The organism is Paenibacillus dakarensis, from assembly GCF_001373415.1.
Lineage (GTDB): Bacteria > Bacillota > Bacilli > Paenibacillales > Paenibacillaceae > Paenibacillus_AQ > Paenibacillus_AQ dakarensis.
This window is the reverse complement of the sequence record NZ_CDSE01000027.1, coordinates 15225-30779: the sequence shown is the minus strand read 5'-3', so window position 1 is coordinate 30779 and position 15555 is coordinate 15225. Positions and strand designations below refer to the sequence as shown.

Sequence of the window (15555 nt, the reverse complement as noted above, 5' to 3'; positions counted from 1 at the left end):
CCTGGGTCTGTGGACTTAAAATGGTTTGTATGAGGATGAGTAATATAGGAAGGGGGTGGCATCATGCCAACAATTAACCAATTGGTTCGTAAGGGCCGTCAAGCTAAAGTTTACAAGTCAAAGTCACCGGCATTGCAAAAAGGATTCAACGCATTGAAACGTGAGGATACTAACCTGAGTGCTCCACAAAAACGTGGTGTATGTACTCGTGTCGGCACAATGACTCCACGTAAACCGAACTCGGCGCTTCGTAAATATGCTCGTGTTCGTTTGACGAACCGCATCGAGGTTACTGCTTACATTCCAGGTATCGGACATAACTTGCAAGAGCACAGTGTTGTTCTGATCCGTGGTGGTAAAGTAAAAGACCTTGCGGGAGTACGTTATCACATCGTTCGCGGTGCACTTGATACTGCAGGTGTGAACAACCGTATGCAAGCTCGTTCGAAATACGGCGCTAAGCGTCCTAAAGCGAAAAGCTAAGTTATAGTACATGTTGAAACAACATGATTGAAGAAAGGGGGATATCCATGCCACGCAAAGGTCCAGTTACTAAAAGAGACGTGCTGCCGGATCCGGTGTATAACAGCAAGCTCGTTACACGTCTGATCAACCGCATCATGCTGGATGGTAAGAGAGGTGTTGCTCAAAGCATTCTCTATAATGCATTCAATATTATCCAAGAACGTACGGGTAATGACCCAATGGAAGTATTTGAAGCAGCCATCAAGAACATCATGCCGGTTCTGGAAGTTAAAGCTCGTCGTGTCGGCGGTGCAAACTACCAGGTGCCTATCGAAGTAAAACCAGAAAGACGTACATCCCTGGGATTACGTTGGCTCGTAAACTACTCCCGCAACCGCGGCGAGAAGACTATGGAAGAGCGTTTGGCGGCTGAGATTATCGATGCTTCCAACAACACTGGTGCTTCTGTTAAGAAACGTGAAGACACACACAAAATGGCTGAAGCGAACAAAGCGTTTGCTCACTACCGCTGGTAGGATTCAGCTTATAAATTTTAATATAATTTTGAAGGGAGACTATTCGCATGGCGACAAGAGAGTTCTCCTTGAAAAATACACGTAATATCGGGATCATGGCGCATATTGACGCTGGTAAAACGACTACTACAGAACGTATTTTGTTCTACACAGGCCGTACGCACAAAATCGGTGAAGTTCACGAGGGTGCTGCTACAATGGACTGGATGGAGCAGGAGCAGGAGCGCGGTATCACCATTACATCCGCAGCAACTACCGCTTCTTGGAAGGGTCACCGCGTTAATATTATCGACACCCCGGGGCACGTTGACTTCACAGTTGAAGTTGAACGTTCCCTTCGTGTATTGGATGGGGCAGTAGGTGTATTTAGTGCGAAAGAGGGCGTAGAACCTCAATCGGAAACCGTATGGAGACAAGCAGACCGCTACGGCGTTCCGCGGATCGCATACGTAAACAAAATGGACATTATCGGTGCGGACTATCTTAATGTTGTTAATGACATGAGAGATCGTCTCCAAGCTAATGCGGTAGCTATTCAGCTTCCAATTGGCGCAGAAGCCGATTTTGTTGGTATCATCGATATCGTCGAGGAAAAAGCTTATATGTATAAGGATGACCTCGGTCAAAATATCGAAGAAGCCGAAATTCCTGCAGATTACAAGGATCAAGTTGAGGAACTTCGCAATGAACTCATTGAGAAGGTTGCTGAGCTTGATGAAGAATTGACTATGAAATACCTTGAAGGTGAAGAAATCACTGTAGAAGAGATCAAAGCAGCTCTTCGCAAGGGTGTAGTAGAAGTTAAGATCTTCCCTGTTATTTGTGGATCCTCTTACCGTAACAAAGGTGTTCAGCTGATGCTGGATGCTGTTATCGATTACTTGCCGGCTCCTACAGATGTACCAAGTATTCAAGGTCACTTGGAAGATGGTACAGAAGTAGCGCGTCACTCTTCTGACGAAGAACCGTTCGCAGCTTTGGCATTTAAAATCATGACAGACCCTTATGTTGGTAAGCTTACGTTCTTCCGCGTTTACTCCGGTGTTCTTCAATCCGGTTCTTATGTACTGAATGCTACTAAGAATAAGCGTGAGCGTATTGGACGTATCCTTCAAATGCATGCGAACAGCCGTCAAGAAATCAGTGAAGTATTCTCTGGTGATATCGCTGCAGCTGTAGGTTTGAAAGATACTGGAACAGGTGATACACTGTGTGATGAGAAGAACCCAGTTATTCTCGAATCCATGAACTTCCCTGATCCGGTTATCGAAATCGCAGTTGAACCAAAAACCAAAGCTGACCAAGATAAAATGGGCGTTGCTCTCGGTAAGTTGACTGAAGAGGATCCAACTCTTCGTGCTCATACTGACGAGGAAACTGGCCAAACGATCCTGGCAGGTATGGGTGAGCTTCACCTGGACATTATCATCGACCGTATGCGTCGTGAGTTCAAGGTTGATACCAACGTGGGTAAACCACAGGTAGCATACCGTGAAACTTTCCGTGCGCCAGCACGTGTTGAAGGTAAATTCGTTCGTCAGTCCGGTGGTCGTGGTCAATACGGTCACGTATGGGTTGAGTTCGAACCTCTGGAGCCGGGTACTGGTAACCAGTTCGACAGCAAGATCGTCGGTGGTTCTGTACCAAGAGAATATATTGGACCAGCACAACAAGGTATTGAAGAGCAAATGAAGAACGGTGTACTTGCCGGCTTCCCACTCGTTGACGTAAAAGCTACAATCGTTGACGGTTCATACCATGATGTTGACTCCAACGAAATGGCGTTTAAAATCGCTGGTTCGATGGCTCTTAAAGCAGCTAAAGACAAGTGTAAGCCTGTCCTGCTTGAGCCAATCATGAAAGTAGAAGTTACTGTGCCTGAGGAATACATGGGCGACGTAATGGGTATGCTGAACTCCCGCCGTGGACGTATCGAAGGTATGGATTCCCGTGGTGGTACTCAAATTATCCGTGCGAAGGTGCCTCTGTCCGAAATGTTCGGTTACTCTACAACTCTTCGTTCCGGTACACAAGGACGCGGTGTGTTCTCCATGGAGCTTTCTCACTATGAAGAAGTTCCGAAGAACATCTCTGAAGAAATTGTGTCTAAGGTTAAAGGCGTCGAGTAATAACGTTTTTCCTGCTGGACTTAGGGCAGGGTGAATATCCTGACACCTTGGTCCGGCCAAAACATATATATCCCCTTAAGGAGGAATTGTTCAAATGGCAAAGGCTAAATACGAACGTACGAAACCCCATGTTAACATCGGTACTATCGGTCACGTTGACCATGGTAAAACAACTTTGACTGCTGCAATCACAACTGTATTGTCCAAAACTTACGGTGGTGCTGCTGTAGCATTCGACCAAATCGACAAAGCTCCTGAAGAGCGCGAGCGCGGTATCACAATCTCCACAGCTCACGTTGAGTATGAAACTGATACTCGTCACTATGCACACGTTGACTGCCCAGGCCACGCTGACTATGTTAAAAACATGATCACTGGTGCTGCTCAAATGGACGGCGCAATCCTGGTTGTATCCGCAGCTGACGGCCCAATGCCACAGACTCGCGAGCACATCCTGTTGTCCCGCCAAGTAGGCGTTCCTTACATCGTTGTATTCTTGAACAAATGCGATATGGTTGAAGACGAAGAGCTCTTGGAACTGGTTGAAATGGAAGTTCGCGATCTCTTGAGCGAATATGACTTCCCTGGCGATGACACTCCAATCACTCGTGGTTCTGCTCGTGAAGCATTGATGAACCCAGATGGTGAGTGGGCTCAAAAAATCGTTGAAATGTTCAAAATTATCGACGAGTACATCCCATTGCCAGAGCGCGACACTGACAAGCCTTTCTTGATGCCAGTTGAGGACGTATTCTCCATCACTGGTCGTGGTACCGTTGCTACAGGTCGTGTAGAGCGTGGTACTATCAAAGTCGGTGAAGAAATCGAAATCGTTGGTATCAACGAAGAAACTAGAAAATCCGTTGTTACGGGCGTTGAAATGTTCCGTAAATTGCTGGATTCCGCACAAGCTGGTGACAACATCGGTGCATTGCTTCGTGGTGTAGAGCGCAGCCAAATCGAGCGTGGACAAGTATTGTCCAAGCCAGGTTCCGTTAAGCCTCACACTGAGTTCACTGCTCAAGTATATGTACTGAGCAAAGAAGAAGGCGGACGTCATAAGCCTTTCTTCACTGGCTACCGTCCACAGTTCTACTTCCGTACTACGGATGTAACTGGTGTAATCAACCTTCCTGAAGGTTCCGAAATGGTTATGCCTGGTGATAACATCACTGTTACTGTACAACTGATCGCTCCAATCGCGATTGAAGAAGGTACTAAGTTCTCCATCCGTGAAGGCGGACGTACAGTTGGTGCAGGTTCCGTAGCTTCCATCATTAAGTAATTAAAGGCTTATACGAGCCTCAAATAGAGCAACAGTGTGATGTAACGAGCAACAGTGTGATGTAACGTTAGAACAGAGCCGGATCCCCTGGATTCGGCTCTGTTTTTTTGATATATTGTTGAAGCGAAGGACAGCTGATAGAGTCGTATTTGTACAGTTGATTGATTTCAAATATTTGTGAAAATATCTTTTATCATTTAATGCTTGCATTACGCCTATCTATTCTATATAATAATGAATGTTGTTCTGCGACGTTGCGATGATGTGAGAGGTTACTGACACACCCGGCCCCTTTGCCATGAGGCAGGTGTCCAGAAAATTTTCACGGAGTATGTCCGATACCAAATTGGGCGATAGAAGGAGGGAATAAAATGGCAAAGCAAAAAATTCGTATTCGCTTGAAAGCATACGACCACAGAATTCTTGATCAATCCGCTGAGAAAATTGTTGAAACAGCAAAACGTTCGGGTGCTGGTGTATCTGGTCCGATCCCGCTGCCAACTGAAAAACAAATCATTACGGTTCTCCGTGCGGTACACAAGTATAAGGATTCTCGGGAGCAATTCGAAATGCGCACACACAAGCGCTTGATCGACATCGTGAACCCGACTCCACAAACTGTGGATGCCTTGATGCGCTTGGACCTGCCGTCCGGTGTAGATATCGAAATTAAATTGTAATACATGAATAACTGATTATTTGTAGAGAAAAGAGGTGTCAACATGAAAGGTATCTTAGGGAGAAAGCTCGGAATGACTCAAGTATTTACCGCTGAAGGTAATGTAATTCCTGTAACGGTTATCGAAGCAGGTCCTTGTGTTGTTTTGCAAAAGAAAGATGTGGAGAACGATGGATACGAAGCTATTCAGCTCGGTTTCTCCGACAAGAAAGAGAATAACGCTAACAAACCAGAAGCAGGACATGCTAAAAAAGCAAATACTGCACCTAAGCGCTACGTTCGAGAAATTCGCGGTGTTGACCTCGCGAGTGTCGAGGTTGGTCAAGAAGTGAAGGCTGATATCTTCGCGGAAGGCGAATATGTTGACGTAACTGGTATTTCTAAAGGTAAAGGTTTCCAGGGTGTAATCAAACGTTGGGGACAAAGCCGCGGACCTATGTCTCACGGTTCTCGTTACCACCGTCGTCCAGGTTCCATGGGTTCGATCCAAGCAAACCGCGTTCCTAAAGGGAAGCGTCTGCCAGGTCACATGGGCCACAACACGGTTACAATCCAGAAGCTTGAAATCATCAAGGTAGACGTTGAACGCAACGTACTTCTTGTAAAAGGCTCAATTCCTGGCCCTAAAAAAGGTCTTGTGCAAATTAAAGAAACGGTGAAGAAATAATCGCCTGAAGAAAGGAGGAACAATCAATGCCTAAAGTAGCACTGTTAAATATCGACGGCAGCCAAGTTGGCGAAATTGAATTGAATGATGCGGTATTTGGCATCGAGCCAAATGAGCATGTTCTGCATAGTGCAGTATTGCTGCAACGCGCTTCCCTGCGTCGTGGTACTCACAAAGTCAAAGGACGTTCTGAAGTACGCGGCGGCGGACGTAAGCCTTGGAAACAAAAAGGTACTGGTCGCGCTCGTCAAGGTTCGATCCGTTCACCACAATGGAAAGGCGGCGGCGTAGTATTTGGACCAACTCCACGTAGCTACTCCATTAAACTGCCTAAGAAAGTTCGTCGTTTGGCGATCAAATCCGCATTGTCTTCTAAAGTGATTGATAATGCAATTATCGTGCTGGATCAATTGACGCTTAATGCGCCAAAAACGAAAGAGTTCGCTAACATCTTGAGCAACCTTAAAGTTGGACGCAAAGCTCTGATCGTTGCTCCTAGCTATGATGATAATGTAGCCCTTTCCGCACGTAATATTCCTGGAGTGAAATTCGTAGCGGCTGACGGCATTAATGTTCTTGACGTACTGACGTACGATCAATTGATCATTACGAAGGAAGCAGTTCAGAAGGTAGAGGAGGTGCTCGCGTAATGAAGGATCCTCGCGATATAATCAAGCGCCCGGTGATCACGGAACGTACGGCTGATTACATGTCGGAACTGAAATATGCTTTCGAAGTAGACATCCGTGCTAACAAAACCGAGATTAAACAAGCCGTTGAATCGATTTTCAAAGTAAAAGTATCGAACGTGAATACAATGCGTGTTCCTGCGAAGCCAAAGCGTTACGGCCGCCACTCTGGTTACACTACAGAATGGAAGAAAGCAATCGTAACTTTGACATCTGACAGCAAACCGCTTGAGTTCTTTGAATCGGTTGAATAAGAAATTTCTAAGTAAGGAGGGAAAATTCAGTGCCTATTAAAAAGTATAAACCGACATCCCCGGCTCGACGCAACATGTCCGTGTCGACTTTCGAAGAAATCACAACGAACCAGCCGGAGAAATCGTTGCTTGCGCCGCTGAGCAAAACAGCTGGACGTAACAACCAAGGTAAAATTACAGTTCGTCACCATGGCGGCGGACACAAACGTAAATACCGTATCATCGACTTTAAACGTACGAAAGACGGCATTCCAGGTCGCGTTGCTACGATCGAGTATGACCCGAACCGTACTTCCAACATCGCTCTGATCCACTATGCAGACGGAGAGAAGCGTTATATCATCGCTCCTAAAGGTCTGAAAGTTGGAGATCAAGTGACTTCAGGCGTTGGATCTGATATCAAAATTGGTAATGCTCTTCCTTTGGAAAACATCCCAGTTGGTACAGTTATCCACAATATTGAATTGCAACCAGGTAAAGGCGGACAATTGGTTCGTGCAGCTGGTACAGAAGCTCAGCTTCTCGGTAAAGAAGATAAGTACGTAACAGTACGTCTTTCTTCCGGTGAAGTTCGTCACATTCTGAAAACTTGCCGCGCAACTATCGGTTCCGTAGGTAACGGAGACCACGAGCTGATCAAGATCGGTAAAGCTGGTCGTAGCCGTTGGCTCGGAAAACGTCCTGAGGTTCGTGGTGTAGTAATGAACCCTAACGATCACCCACACGGTGGTGGTGAAGGCCGCGCTCCTATCGGACGTAAGTCGCCTATGTCTCCTTGGGGTAAACCAACCCTTGGTGCTAAGACTCGTAAAAAAGGAAAAGCTTCTGACAAATATATCGTTCGCCGCCGCACGAAGTAATACACACTGTGCATAACTTCGTGTAAGGCTGCGGGTTACGAGACAGTTTGGTGAAGGGAGGATTACAATATGAGCCGTAGTTTGAAAAAAGGACCTTTTATTGATGCATACTTGCTCAAAAAAGTAGAGGACATGAACGAATCCGGTAAAAAAGCCGTGATTAAGACTTGGTCCCGCCGTTCAACGATTTTCCCGCAATTTATCGGTCACACATTCGGCGTATACGATGGCCGTAAACACGTGCCTGTATATGTAACGGAAGACATGGTGGGTCACAAGTTGGGCGAGTTCGCTCCAACGCGTACTTACAAAGGTCATGAAGACGATAAGAAAACAAGACGTTAATTAATAAAGCTCTTTGTTTGAGAGGAGGTTAAACAATGGAAGCAAAAGCACATGCAAGATCGATTCGGATTGCTCCTCGTAAAGCTCAACTGGTTGTTGACTTAATCCGCGGTAAGCAAGTTGGTGAAGCGATCGCGATTCTTCGTCACACTCCGAAAGCTGCATCTCCTGTAGTTGAGAAGCTGCTGAACTCAGCTATCGCAAACGCTGAGCATAACTATTCTATGGATGTAAACAAGTTGGTAGTAACTCAAGTTTACGTCAACCAAGGTCCGACGATGAAACGTTTCCGCCCTCGTGCGATGGGACGTGCAAGCCGGATTAATAAACGCACCAGCCACATTACTTTGGTGGTAGCTGAAAAATAAGGAGGGAAAACGTGTGGGCCAAAAGGTAAATCCAGTAGGACTCCGTATCGGTATTATCCGTGATTGGGAATCCAAATGGTATGCAGGCAAAGATTTCGGTGATCTTTTGCTGGAAGACGTTAAAATCCGTGAATACCTGAAGAATAAATTGAAAGACTCCGCTGTATCCCGTATTGAAATCGAGAGAGCGGCAAATCGTGTGAACGTAACGATCCACACTGCTAAACCAGGAATGGTAATCGGTAAAGGTGGTTCGGAAGTTGAAGTACTGCGTGGTCAAGTGACTAAAATCGCAGGCGGCAAAAAGGTTCACATCAACATCTCTGAAATTAAGAACCCTGAAATGGACGCTATTCTTGTAGCTGAAAGCATTGCACAACAATTGGAACGTCGTGTTTCTTTCCGTCGTGCTCTGAAACAAGCAATTCAAAGAACTATGCGCTCTGGAGCGAAAGGGATTAAAACATCCGTCAGCGGACGTCTTGGCGGTGCTGAAATCGCTCGTACGGAAGGCTACAGTGAAGGAACTGTTCCACTTCATACGCTTCGTGCAGACATCGACTATGGTACAGCAGAAGCGCATACGACTTACGGCCGTATCGGCGTGAAAGTATGGATCTATCGTGGAGAGGTTCTTCCTACGGCTAAGAAACAAGCTGCTCAGGAAGGAGGCAACTAATCATGTTGGTACCAAAACGTGTTAAACACCGCAAACAACAGCGCGGCAGTATGAGAGGCCAAGCTAAAGGCGGTACTGAACTGAACTTCGGCGAATTCGGCCTGCAAGCATTAGAACCAGGTTGGATCACGAACCGTCAGATCGAAGCTGCGCGTATTGCGATGACTCGTTATATTCGCCGTGGCGGTAAAGTATGGATCAAGATTTTCCCGGATAAGCCGATTACTCAAAAGCCTCTCGAGGTGCGGATGGGTTCCGGTAAAGGTAACGTTGAGAAATGGGTTTCTGTTGTAAAACCAGGCAAGATTATGTTTGAACTTGGAGGCGTGTCTGAGGAAATCGCCCGCGAAGCGATGCGTCTCGCCGCTCACAAGCTGCCTGTTAAAACGAAGTTTGTGAAACGTGAAGAAGTGGGTGGTGAAGCAAATGAAAGCTAATGAACTGCGCAACTTAACCACTGCAGAGATCGAGCAAAAAATCGCCGGATTTAAAGAAGAACTCTTTAATCTCCGTTTTCAATTGGCTACAGGCCAGCTTGATAATCCAACCCGGATTCGTGATGTGCGCAAAGAAATAGCTCGTGCTAAAACCGTTATCCGTGAAAGAGAACTTGGGATTAGTTAATGAAACAGACGCCGTCTGTATTCAGGAAGGAGGCCAACTCAGTGAGCGAAGAACGCAATGCTCGTAAAGTGCAAATTGGTAAAGTCGTCAGTGACAAAATGGATAAAACCATTGTTGTAGCTGTTGAAACTTATAAGAAGCATAACTTGTATCACAAGCGCATTAAATACACGAAAAAATTTAAAGCGCATGATGAGAACAATACAGCTCAAATCGGTGATACCGTTAAAATCATGGAAACTCGTCCGATCTCTAAGGATAAGCGCTGGAGACTGGTTGAAGTTGTAGAGAAAGCGGTAATCATCTAAAGCATAGTCAGTTTTTCCGAAAGGAGGAAATTTCAATGATTCAACCATTTACTCGTTTGGCTGTGGCTGACAACTCTGGTGCGAAGGAACTGATGTGTATCCGCGTATTGGGTGGTACTGGTCGCCGTACAGCTCAGATCGGTGATTTGATCGTGTGTTCCGTCAAACAAGCAACACCAGGCGGCGTTGTCAAAAAAGGTGATGTAGTAAAAGCGGTTGTTGTTCGTACGAAGCGTTCTGTTCGTCGTAAAGACGGATCTTACATTTCATTTGACGAAAACGCAGCGGTAGTTGTTAAAGAAGACAGAAGCCCACGTGGAACTCGTATTTTCGGACCAGTTGCTCGCGAACTTCGCGAAAGAGACTTCATGAAAATCGTTTCCTTGGCTCCGGAAGTAATCTAATCGGTATGATTGAGATAAGTTATGCTTGCCCAGTCAAGCCCCAGGAGGTGTAACGAATGCCTAGAGTGAAAAAAATTCTGGAATCCCATAACAATAAATTGCACGTTAAAAAAGACGATACAGTTATTGTGATCAGCGGTAAAGACAAAGGCAAAAAAGGCCGTGTCATTGCAGCTTATCCTCGTGAGAACCGTGTTTTGGTAGAAGGCGTAAACATGATCAAGAAGCATCAGAAGCCTAACCAAACAAATCCGCAAGGCGGTATCATCGAGAAAGAGGCTCCGATTCATGTTTCCAACGTGATGCACGTTGATCCAAAGAGTGGAAATGTAACCCGTATCGGTTACAAAGTGCTGGACAACGGTAAAAAAGTCCGCATCGCTAAGAGATCTGGAGAGCAAATCGATAAATAGAAGTGAAGAAAGGAGGTCCCTGAATCATGGCAAGAATGAAAGAACGTTTTCTTAACGAAGTTACTCCTGCGCTCATGCAGAAGTTTAACTATAAAACGGTAATGCAAGTACCTAAAATTGAGAAAGTTGTCATCAACATGGGTGTGGGTGACGCTGTAGCTAACTCTAAAGTACTTGATTCCGCAGTTAACGACATGCAGCTGATCGCTGGACAAAAACCGGTTATCACTCGTGCAAAGAAATCCATCGCCGGATTCAAATTGCGTGAAAATATGCCAATCGGTGTAAAAGTAACACTGCGCGGTGAGCGTATGTATTACTTCCTCGATAAATTGTTTAACGTTACGCTTCCACGTGTACGTGACTTCCATGGCGTATCTACTAAAGCTTTCGACGGTCGTGGTAACTACACACTCGGTTTGAAAGAGCAATTGATCTTCCCTGAGATCGAGTATGATAAAGTAGATAAAGTTCGTGGTATGGATATCGTAATCGTTACAACGGCAAAAACTGACGAAGAGTCCCGTGAACTGCTTACTCAAATGGGTATGCCTTTCGCGAAATAAGACGGTTTCTCCGAAACTATTTAGGAGGTGTCAGGCTAAAGTGGCAAAAACTTCGATGAAAGTTAAACAACAACGTGCGCCTAAATTTAAAGTGCGGGCTTATACTCGCTGCGAGCGTTGCGGTCGTCCACATTCGGTACTGCAGAAGTTTAAAATTTGCAGAATTTGTTTCCGTGAATTAGCTTATAAAGGCCAGATTCCTGGCGTGAAAAAAGCAAGCTGGTAAGAAGTTTATAACCGGGAAGGAGGTTTACCACACATGACTATGTCCGATCCAATTGCAGATATGCTTACTCGTATTCGTAACGCGAACACTGTGCGTCACGAGACGGTAGAAATGCCTGCTTCGACAATTAAGAAACAAATCGCTGATATCTTGAAGCGTGAAGGTTTCATCCGTGATGCGGAGTTTGTGGAAGATAACAAACAAGGGATCATCCGTGTTTTCCTGAAATACGGCTCCAATAACGAACGCGTCATCACAGGTCTGAAAAGAATCAGTAAACCAGGTCTTCGCGTGTACACGAAGAGCAATGAAGTGCCTCGTGTTCTCGGCGGACTGGGTATCGCGATCATCTCCACATCTAAAGGAGTAATGACCGACAAAGAAGCTCGTCAAGCCAAAGCCGGCGGAGAAGTTCTCTGCTACGTATGGTAATTAACGTCACAAGATAGGAGGTGCAATGAATGTCCCGTATTGGTCGTAAACCAATTGCTATTCCAAGCGGTGTGGATGTCACACTGGATAACACTGTAATCACGGTTAAAGGACCGAAAGGTACCTTGACTCGTGAACTGCATAAAGACATGCAGGTTTCAGTAGAAAACAACGAAATTACTGTTGTTCGGCCTTCCGACAACAAAACTCATCGTTCTCTTCACGGCACGACCCGCAGCGTTGTCTCGAACATGGTCAGCGGCGTGACTGAAGGATTCTCGAAAAACCTTGAACTGGTCGGTGTCGGATACCGTGCAAGTAAGTCCGGAGATAAAATCGTTCTGAACGTAGGTTACTCCCACCCGGTTGAAATCACGCCTGAACCAGGTATCGAGTTCGAAGTACCTTCCAACACAAAGATCACTGTAAAAGGAATCGATAAAGAGCGCGTAGGTGCATACGCTGCTAAAATCCGTTCCGTACGTGAACCAGAGCCTTACAAAGGTAAAGGTATCAAGTACGAAGGTGAACGCATTATTCGTAAAGAAGGTAAGGCTGGTAAGAAGAAATAAGGTAGCTGCCCCCGGGTTTACCCGCTGGCTTGCTAACCTGTTTCTCCTTACTTACCCCATGAGTCTTAAAGTGAAGCTGTTAAGGCAAAACTGAAGGGAGTGAAAGGGAAGCATGATCACGAAACAAGACAAGAATAAAGCTCGTTTGAAAAGACACCTGCGTGTGCGTAAGAAAATTCAAGGCACTGCAGAGCGTCCACGTCTGAATGTGTTCCGTTCTTCGAAACACATCTATGCTCAATTGATCGATGACGTGGCCGGCGTGACTTTGGCATCGGCTTCTACATTGGATAAAGAACTGAGCGGCGACATCAAAAACGGCGGCAGCGTTGAGTCTGCTCGTAAAGTTGGAGAGCTCGTTGCAAAGCGTGCAACTGACAAAGGTTACAAATCAATCGTATTCGATCGTGGTGGATATCTGTATCACGGACGTATTCAAGCTCTGGCTGAAGCAGCTCGCGAAGCAGGCCTTGAATTCTAAGACATTTTCAAAAGGAGGTAAACGACTTGCGTGTAGATCCTAACACTTTAGAACTGACTGAAAAAGTTGTAAATATTAACCGCGTTGCTAAGGTTGTTAAAGGCGGACGCCGTTTCAGCTTTAGTGCATTGGTAGTTGTCGGTGATGGAAAAGGTTGGGTTGGAGCAGGTATTGGTAAAGCAGGCGAAGTACCGGATGCAATCCGCAAAGCCATCGAAGACGCCAAGAAAAACCTGATTCACATTCCATTGGTTGGAACAACAATTCCTCACCAAGTAACGGGTCACTTCGGTGCAGGCCGAGTTCTTTTGAAGCCAGCATCAGAAGGTACCGGAGTAATCGCCGGCGGACCGGTTCGTGCTGTACTTGAACTGGCTGGCGTAGGTGATATCTTAACAAAATCTCTAGGTTCTTCGAACTCCATGAATATGGTCAATGCGACTTTGGAAGGCTTGTCCCGTCTGAAGCGTGTTGAAGAAGTTGCCAAGCTTCGCGGCAAATCCGTCGAAGAGCTGTTGGGTTAAGGAGGGAATCTCATGGCTAAACTTGAAATCACCCTCGTGCGTAGCGTGATCGGACGTCCGGAAGATCAGCGTATGACCGTGAAAACACTTGGATTGAATAAGATCAACGCTAAAGTTGTTCACAATGATAATCCAGCCATTCGCGGTATGATCAAGAAGGTAAATCACCTGGTTTCTGTTCAAGAAATCGAAGGTTAATCCCGGGGTTAACCCGGATATATTAAGGAGGTGCAACGAACGATGAAGTTACATGAGCTGAGCCCAGCACCTGGATCCCGCAAAGAACGTAAACGCGTTGGACGCGGTCCAAGTAGCGGTACGGGTAAAACATCAGGTAGAGGTCACAAAGGTCAAAACTCCCGTTCAGGCGGTGGTGTTCGTCCTGGCTTCGAAGGCGGACAGAACCCATTGTATCGTCGTCTGCCAAGACGTGGCTTTGTGAATCCAACTCGCAAAGAGTACGCGATTGTGAACATCGAAGAACTGAACAGCTTTGCAGAAGGTACTGAAGTAACTCCAGAAGTTTTGGTCGAGAGCGGAATCGTAAACAATACGAAGAGCGGCATCAAAATTCTTGGCAACGGTGAAGTTACCGTGAAGTTGTCTGTAAAAGCAAATAAGTTCTCTCAATCTGCGGTAGAGAAGATCGAGGCTGCCGGCGGTAAAACCGAGGTGATCTAATGTTTAAGACCCTGAAAAATATATGGCGTGTAGAAGATCTTCGTAAACGTATTTTGTTCACTCTGTTTGTATTGATTATTTTCCGTATCGGATCTTTCGTACCAGTTCCTGGTGTGAATAAAGATGTGTTTACACAATCAAACCAAGCAGGTAACGAATTGTTTGGACTTCTCAACACGTTCTCAGGGGGCGCACTTCAGCAGTTCTCAATTTTCGCCCTCTCGATCTTTCCATATATTACATCGTCCATTATTGTACAGTTGCTGTCTATGGACGTCATTCCGAAATTTGCGGAATGGGCAAAACAAGGGGAGCACGGTAAAAAGCAGTTGGCTCAAATCACCCGTTATGGTACGGTAATATTGGGCTTGATTCAGGCTTTCGGTATGTCGATCGGTTTCAACCGTTTATACGGTACCGAAATGATTCCGAATGCTACTTTCATTGATTATCTCGTTATTGCGATCGTGTTGACTGCAGGTACATCATTCTTGATGTGGCTTGGTGAGCAGATCACAGAAAAGGGTATTGGTAACGGGATTTCAATTATTATCTTTGCAGGTATCGCTGCAGGAATTCCAATGCATATCCGCACAACCATTGAGTCGAACTTTATTCAAGACAATCAAGTCTTCTTGAATGTCCTGAAGGGTGTTATTATCCTTCTGGTACTCATCTTGATCGTTGTCGGGGTTGTATTTATCCAGCAGGGTATCCGCAAGATCCCAGTACAATACGCTAAGCGTGTTGTGGGCAACAAGATGTACGGCGGACAGAACACACACATTCCAATGAAAATCAATGGCGCTGGCGTCATTCCGGTTATCTTTGCAATGTCACTGCTTCAATTCCCTGTTATTCTTGCAAGCTTCTGGTCTACAACTGCATGGGCGAAGTGGGTAACTACTAACCTTGCATATGATAAACCACTGGGTATGGTCCTCTATGTCGTTATGATCATTGGTTTCACTTTCTTCTACACATTCGTGCAGATGAATCCGAACCAGATGGCTGATAACATGAAGAAGAACGGCGGCTATATTCCAGGCATCCGTCCTGGTAAAGCTACTGAGAAGTATCTGACACGAGTAATGACTCGTTTGACGATGACAGGAGCACTGTTCCTGGCAGTCATCTCTGTACTTCCTGTGTTCTTTGGAGCGCTAGCTGGCCTTCCGCGTACGGTTCAAATCGGCGGTACATCCTTGCTGATCGTTGTCGGTGTTGCACTGGATACAATGAAGCAGATCGAAAGCCAATTGATTAAGCGTCATTACAAAGGATTTATTAATAAGTAGTCGATAGGTTCCGGTTAGTGGTCAATTCTACTTCCGGCACCTATTGTGCTGTTCTTACTATAGGTAGGAG

Annotated in this window: 26 protein-coding genes; all 26 read left to right on the top strand. The window is 45.7% G+C overall.

Going from position 1 to position 15555, the window contains the following annotated elements; translation table 11 throughout:
• Positions 1 to 63: 63 nt before the first annotated feature.
• The 26 genes from rpsL (at position 64) to secY (ending at position 15485) form a co-directional block, all read left to right on the top strand.
• Positions 64 to 483, top strand: coding sequence for a 30S ribosomal protein S12 (gene rpsL, locus BN1234_RS07635; protein ID WP_054956068.1), 420 nt, complete (start codon positions 64 to 66; stop codon positions 481 to 483).
• A gap of 47 nt (positions 484 to 530) precedes the next feature.
• Positions 531 to 1001, top strand: a complete 471-nt coding sequence (gene rpsG / locus BN1234_RS07630; RefSeq protein WP_046680956.1) for a 30S ribosomal protein S7 — start codon at positions 531 to 533, stop codon at positions 999 to 1001.
• 47 nt (positions 1002 to 1048) lie between these two features.
• The gene (gene fusA, locus BN1234_RS07625) at positions 1049 to 3130 is read left to right on the top strand and encodes an elongation factor G (protein WP_054956067.1); all 2082 of its coding nucleotides are present in this window, start codon (positions 1049 to 1051) and stop codon (positions 3128 to 3130) included.
• Between the two features lie 94 nt (positions 3131 to 3224).
• Positions 3225 to 4415: an elongation factor Tu gene (gene tuf / locus BN1234_RS07620; RefSeq protein ID WP_054956066.1), complete on the top strand. Its 1191-nt coding sequence runs from the start codon at positions 3225 to 3227 to the stop codon at positions 4413 to 4415.
• A gap of 371 nt (positions 4416 to 4786) precedes the next feature.
• On the top strand, positions 4787 to 5095 hold the full coding sequence (gene rpsJ / locus BN1234_RS07615; protein ID WP_006037947.1) for a 30S ribosomal protein S10: 309 nt from the start codon (positions 4787 to 4789) through the stop codon (positions 5093 to 5095).
• A gap of 42 nt (positions 5096 to 5137) precedes the next feature.
• Complete coding sequence (gene rplC, locus BN1234_RS07610) at positions 5138 to 5761, top strand: 50S ribosomal protein L3 (RefSeq protein ID WP_054956065.1); 624 nt, start codon at positions 5138 to 5140, stop codon at positions 5759 to 5761.
• Between the two features lie 26 nt (positions 5762 to 5787).
• A complete protein-coding gene (rplD, locus tag BN1234_RS07605) occupies positions 5788 to 6411 on the top strand; it encodes a 50S ribosomal protein L4 (RefSeq protein ID WP_054956064.1) in 624 nt (207 codons plus the stop codon).
• Entirely contained in the window at positions 6411 to 6704 is a 294-nt protein-coding gene (gene rplW, locus BN1234_RS07600; protein ID WP_054956063.1) for a 50S ribosomal protein L23, read from the top strand. Before rplD ends, rplW begins: the two co-directional genes overlap by 1 nt.
• 29 nt (positions 6705 to 6733) lie before the next feature.
• Positions 6734 to 7564: a 50S ribosomal protein L2 gene (rplB, locus tag BN1234_RS07595; protein WP_054956062.1), complete on the top strand. Its 831-nt coding sequence runs from the start codon at positions 6734 to 6736 to the stop codon at positions 7562 to 7564.
• 69 nt (positions 7565 to 7633) lie between these two features.
• Positions 7634 to 7909, top strand: a complete 276-nt coding sequence (gene rpsS, locus BN1234_RS07590; protein ID WP_054956061.1) for a 30S ribosomal protein S19 — start codon at positions 7634 to 7636, stop codon at positions 7907 to 7909.
• Positions 7910 to 7944: 35 nt separating this feature from the next.
• Positions 7945 to 8277 carry a 50S ribosomal protein L22 gene (rplV, locus tag BN1234_RS07585; protein ID WP_054956060.1) on the top strand — a complete coding sequence of 111 codons (333 nt, stop codon included), beginning with the start codon at positions 7945 to 7947 and terminating at the stop codon, positions 8275 to 8277.
• A 13-nt stretch (positions 8278 to 8290) separates the two neighbouring features.
• Positions 8291 to 8956: a 30S ribosomal protein S3 gene (rpsC, locus tag BN1234_RS07580; RefSeq protein WP_054956059.1), complete on the top strand. Its 666-nt coding sequence runs from the start codon at positions 8291 to 8293 to the stop codon at positions 8954 to 8956.
• A gap of 2 nt (positions 8957 to 8958) precedes the next feature.
• Positions 8959 to 9393 carry a 50S ribosomal protein L16 gene (rplP, locus tag BN1234_RS07575; RefSeq protein WP_054956058.1) on the top strand — a complete coding sequence of 145 codons (435 nt, stop codon included), beginning with the start codon at positions 8959 to 8961 and terminating at the stop codon, positions 9391 to 9393.
• Positions 9383 to 9580 (top strand): 50S ribosomal protein L29, encoded by a 198-nt coding sequence (rpmC, locus tag BN1234_RS07570; protein WP_007132561.1) that lies wholly within the window; start codon positions 9383 to 9385, stop codon positions 9578 to 9580. The genes rplP and rpmC overlap by 11 nt, the downstream gene beginning before the upstream one ends.
• 41 nt (positions 9581 to 9621) lie before the next feature.
• Positions 9622 to 9888 carry a 30S ribosomal protein S17 gene (rpsQ, locus tag BN1234_RS07565; protein WP_281177640.1) on the top strand — a complete coding sequence of 89 codons (267 nt, stop codon included), beginning with the start codon at positions 9622 to 9624 and terminating at the stop codon, positions 9886 to 9888.
• Positions 9889 to 9923: 35 nt separating this feature from the next.
• A complete protein-coding gene (rplN, locus tag BN1234_RS07560; RefSeq protein ID WP_054956056.1) occupies positions 9924 to 10292 on the top strand; it encodes a 50S ribosomal protein L14 in 369 nt (122 codons plus the stop codon).
• Positions 10293 to 10348: 56 nt separating this feature from the next.
• Positions 10349 to 10705 (top strand): 50S ribosomal protein L24, encoded by a 357-nt coding sequence (gene rplX, locus BN1234_RS07555; protein WP_082423136.1) that lies wholly within the window; start codon positions 10349 to 10351, stop codon positions 10703 to 10705.
• A gap of 23 nt (positions 10706 to 10728) precedes the next feature.
• A complete protein-coding gene (rplE, locus tag BN1234_RS07550; protein ID WP_082423135.1) occupies positions 10729 to 11271 on the top strand; it encodes a 50S ribosomal protein L5 in 543 nt (180 codons plus the stop codon).
• Between the two features lie 40 nt (positions 11272 to 11311).
• Positions 11312 to 11497 carry a type Z 30S ribosomal protein S14 gene (locus tag BN1234_RS07545; RefSeq protein WP_010348808.1) on the top strand — a complete coding sequence of 62 codons (186 nt, stop codon included), beginning with the start codon at positions 11312 to 11314 and terminating at the stop codon, positions 11495 to 11497.
• A 33-nt stretch (positions 11498 to 11530) separates the two neighbouring features.
• Positions 11531 to 11929, top strand: a complete 399-nt coding sequence (rpsH, locus tag BN1234_RS07540; RefSeq protein ID WP_007132557.1) for a 30S ribosomal protein S8 — start codon at positions 11531 to 11533, stop codon at positions 11927 to 11929.
• Positions 11930 to 11958: 29 nt separating this feature from the next.
• A complete protein-coding gene (gene rplF, locus BN1234_RS07535; protein ID WP_054956054.1) occupies positions 11959 to 12501 on the top strand; it encodes a 50S ribosomal protein L6 in 543 nt (180 codons plus the stop codon).
• 112 nt (positions 12502 to 12613) lie between these two features.
• A complete protein-coding gene (gene rplR, locus BN1234_RS07530) occupies positions 12614 to 12982 on the top strand; it encodes a 50S ribosomal protein L18 (RefSeq protein WP_054956053.1) in 369 nt (122 codons plus the stop codon).
• Between the two features lie 26 nt (positions 12983 to 13008).
• Positions 13009 to 13506, top strand: coding sequence for a 30S ribosomal protein S5 (gene rpsE, locus BN1234_RS07525; RefSeq protein ID WP_054956052.1), 498 nt, complete (start codon positions 13009 to 13011; stop codon positions 13504 to 13506).
• Positions 13507 to 13518: 12 nt separating this feature from the next.
• Positions 13519 to 13704, top strand: a complete 186-nt coding sequence (rpmD, locus tag BN1234_RS07520) for a 50S ribosomal protein L30 (RefSeq protein WP_054956051.1) — start codon at positions 13519 to 13521, stop codon at positions 13702 to 13704.
• Between the two features lie 42 nt (positions 13705 to 13746).
• Positions 13747 to 14187 (top strand): 50S ribosomal protein L15, encoded by a 441-nt coding sequence (rplO, locus tag BN1234_RS07515; RefSeq protein WP_054956050.1) that lies wholly within the window; start codon positions 13747 to 13749, stop codon positions 14185 to 14187.
• On the top strand, positions 14187 to 15485 hold the full coding sequence (secY, locus tag BN1234_RS07510; RefSeq protein ID WP_054956049.1) for a preprotein translocase subunit SecY: 1299 nt from the start codon (positions 14187 to 14189) through the stop codon (positions 15483 to 15485). The genes rplO and secY overlap by 1 nt, the downstream gene beginning before the upstream one ends.
• The last annotated feature ends 70 nt before the right edge of the window (positions 15486 to 15555 follow it).

Bases quoted from the DNA above. Each gene is read 5' to 3' on its own strand.
- secY (WP_054956049.1), top strand. From the start codon at position 14,187: ATGTTTAAGACCCTGAAAAATATATGGCGTGTAGAAGATCTTCGTAAA.
- rpsJ (WP_006037947.1), top strand. From the start codon at position 4,787: ATGGCAAAGCAAAAAATTCGTATTCGCTTGAAAGCATACGACCACAGA.
- rpsL (WP_054956068.1), top strand. From the start codon at position 64: ATGCCAACAATTAACCAATTGGTTCGTAAGGGCCGTCAAGCTAAAGTT.
- rplD (WP_054956064.1), top strand. From the start codon at position 5,788: ATGCCTAAAGTAGCACTGTTAAATATCGACGGCAGCCAAGTTGGCGAA.
- rplO (WP_054956050.1), top strand. From the start codon at position 13,747: ATGAAGTTACATGAGCTGAGCCCAGCACCTGGATCCCGCAAAGAACGT.
- rplC (WP_054956065.1), top strand. From the start codon at position 5,138: ATGAAAGGTATCTTAGGGAGAAAGCTCGGAATGACTCAAGTATTTACC.
- rplF (WP_054956054.1), top strand. From the start codon at position 11,959: ATGTCCCGTATTGGTCGTAAACCAATTGCTATTCCAAGCGGTGTGGAT.
- rplW (WP_054956063.1), top strand. From the start codon at position 6,411: ATGAAGGATCCTCGCGATATAATCAAGCGCCCGGTGATCACGGAACGT.
- tuf (WP_054956066.1), top strand. From the start codon at position 3,225: ATGGCAAAGGCTAAATACGAACGTACGAAACCCCATGTTAACATCGGT.
- fusA (WP_054956067.1), top strand. From the start codon at position 1,049: ATGGCGACAAGAGAGTTCTCCTTGAAAAATACACGTAATATCGGGATC.
- rpsS (WP_054956061.1), top strand. From the start codon at position 7,634: ATGAGCCGTAGTTTGAAAAAAGGACCTTTTATTGATGCATACTTGCTC.
- rplR (WP_054956053.1), top strand. From the start codon at position 12,614: ATGATCACGAAACAAGACAAGAATAAAGCTCGTTTGAAAAGACACCTG.
- rplN (WP_054956056.1), top strand. From the start codon at position 9,924: ATGATTCAACCATTTACTCGTTTGGCTGTGGCTGACAACTCTGGTGCG.
- rplV (WP_054956060.1), top strand. From the start codon at position 7,945: ATGGAAGCAAAAGCACATGCAAGATCGATTCGGATTGCTCCTCGTAAA.
- rplP (WP_054956058.1), top strand. From the start codon at position 8,959: ATGTTGGTACCAAAACGTGTTAAACACCGCAAACAACAGCGCGGCAGT.
- rpsH (WP_007132557.1), top strand. From the start codon at position 11,531: ATGACTATGTCCGATCCAATTGCAGATATGCTTACTCGTATTCGTAAC.
- rplX (WP_082423136.1), top strand. From the start codon at position 10,349: ATGCCTAGAGTGAAAAAAATTCTGGAATCCCATAACAATAAATTGCAC.
- rpsG (WP_046680956.1), top strand. From the start codon at position 531: ATGCCACGCAAAGGTCCAGTTACTAAAAGAGACGTGCTGCCGGATCCG.
- rpmC (WP_007132561.1), top strand. From the start codon at position 9,383: ATGAAAGCTAATGAACTGCGCAACTTAACCACTGCAGAGATCGAGCAA.
- rpmD (WP_054956051.1), top strand. From the start codon at position 13,519: ATGGCTAAACTTGAAATCACCCTCGTGCGTAGCGTGATCGGACGTCCG.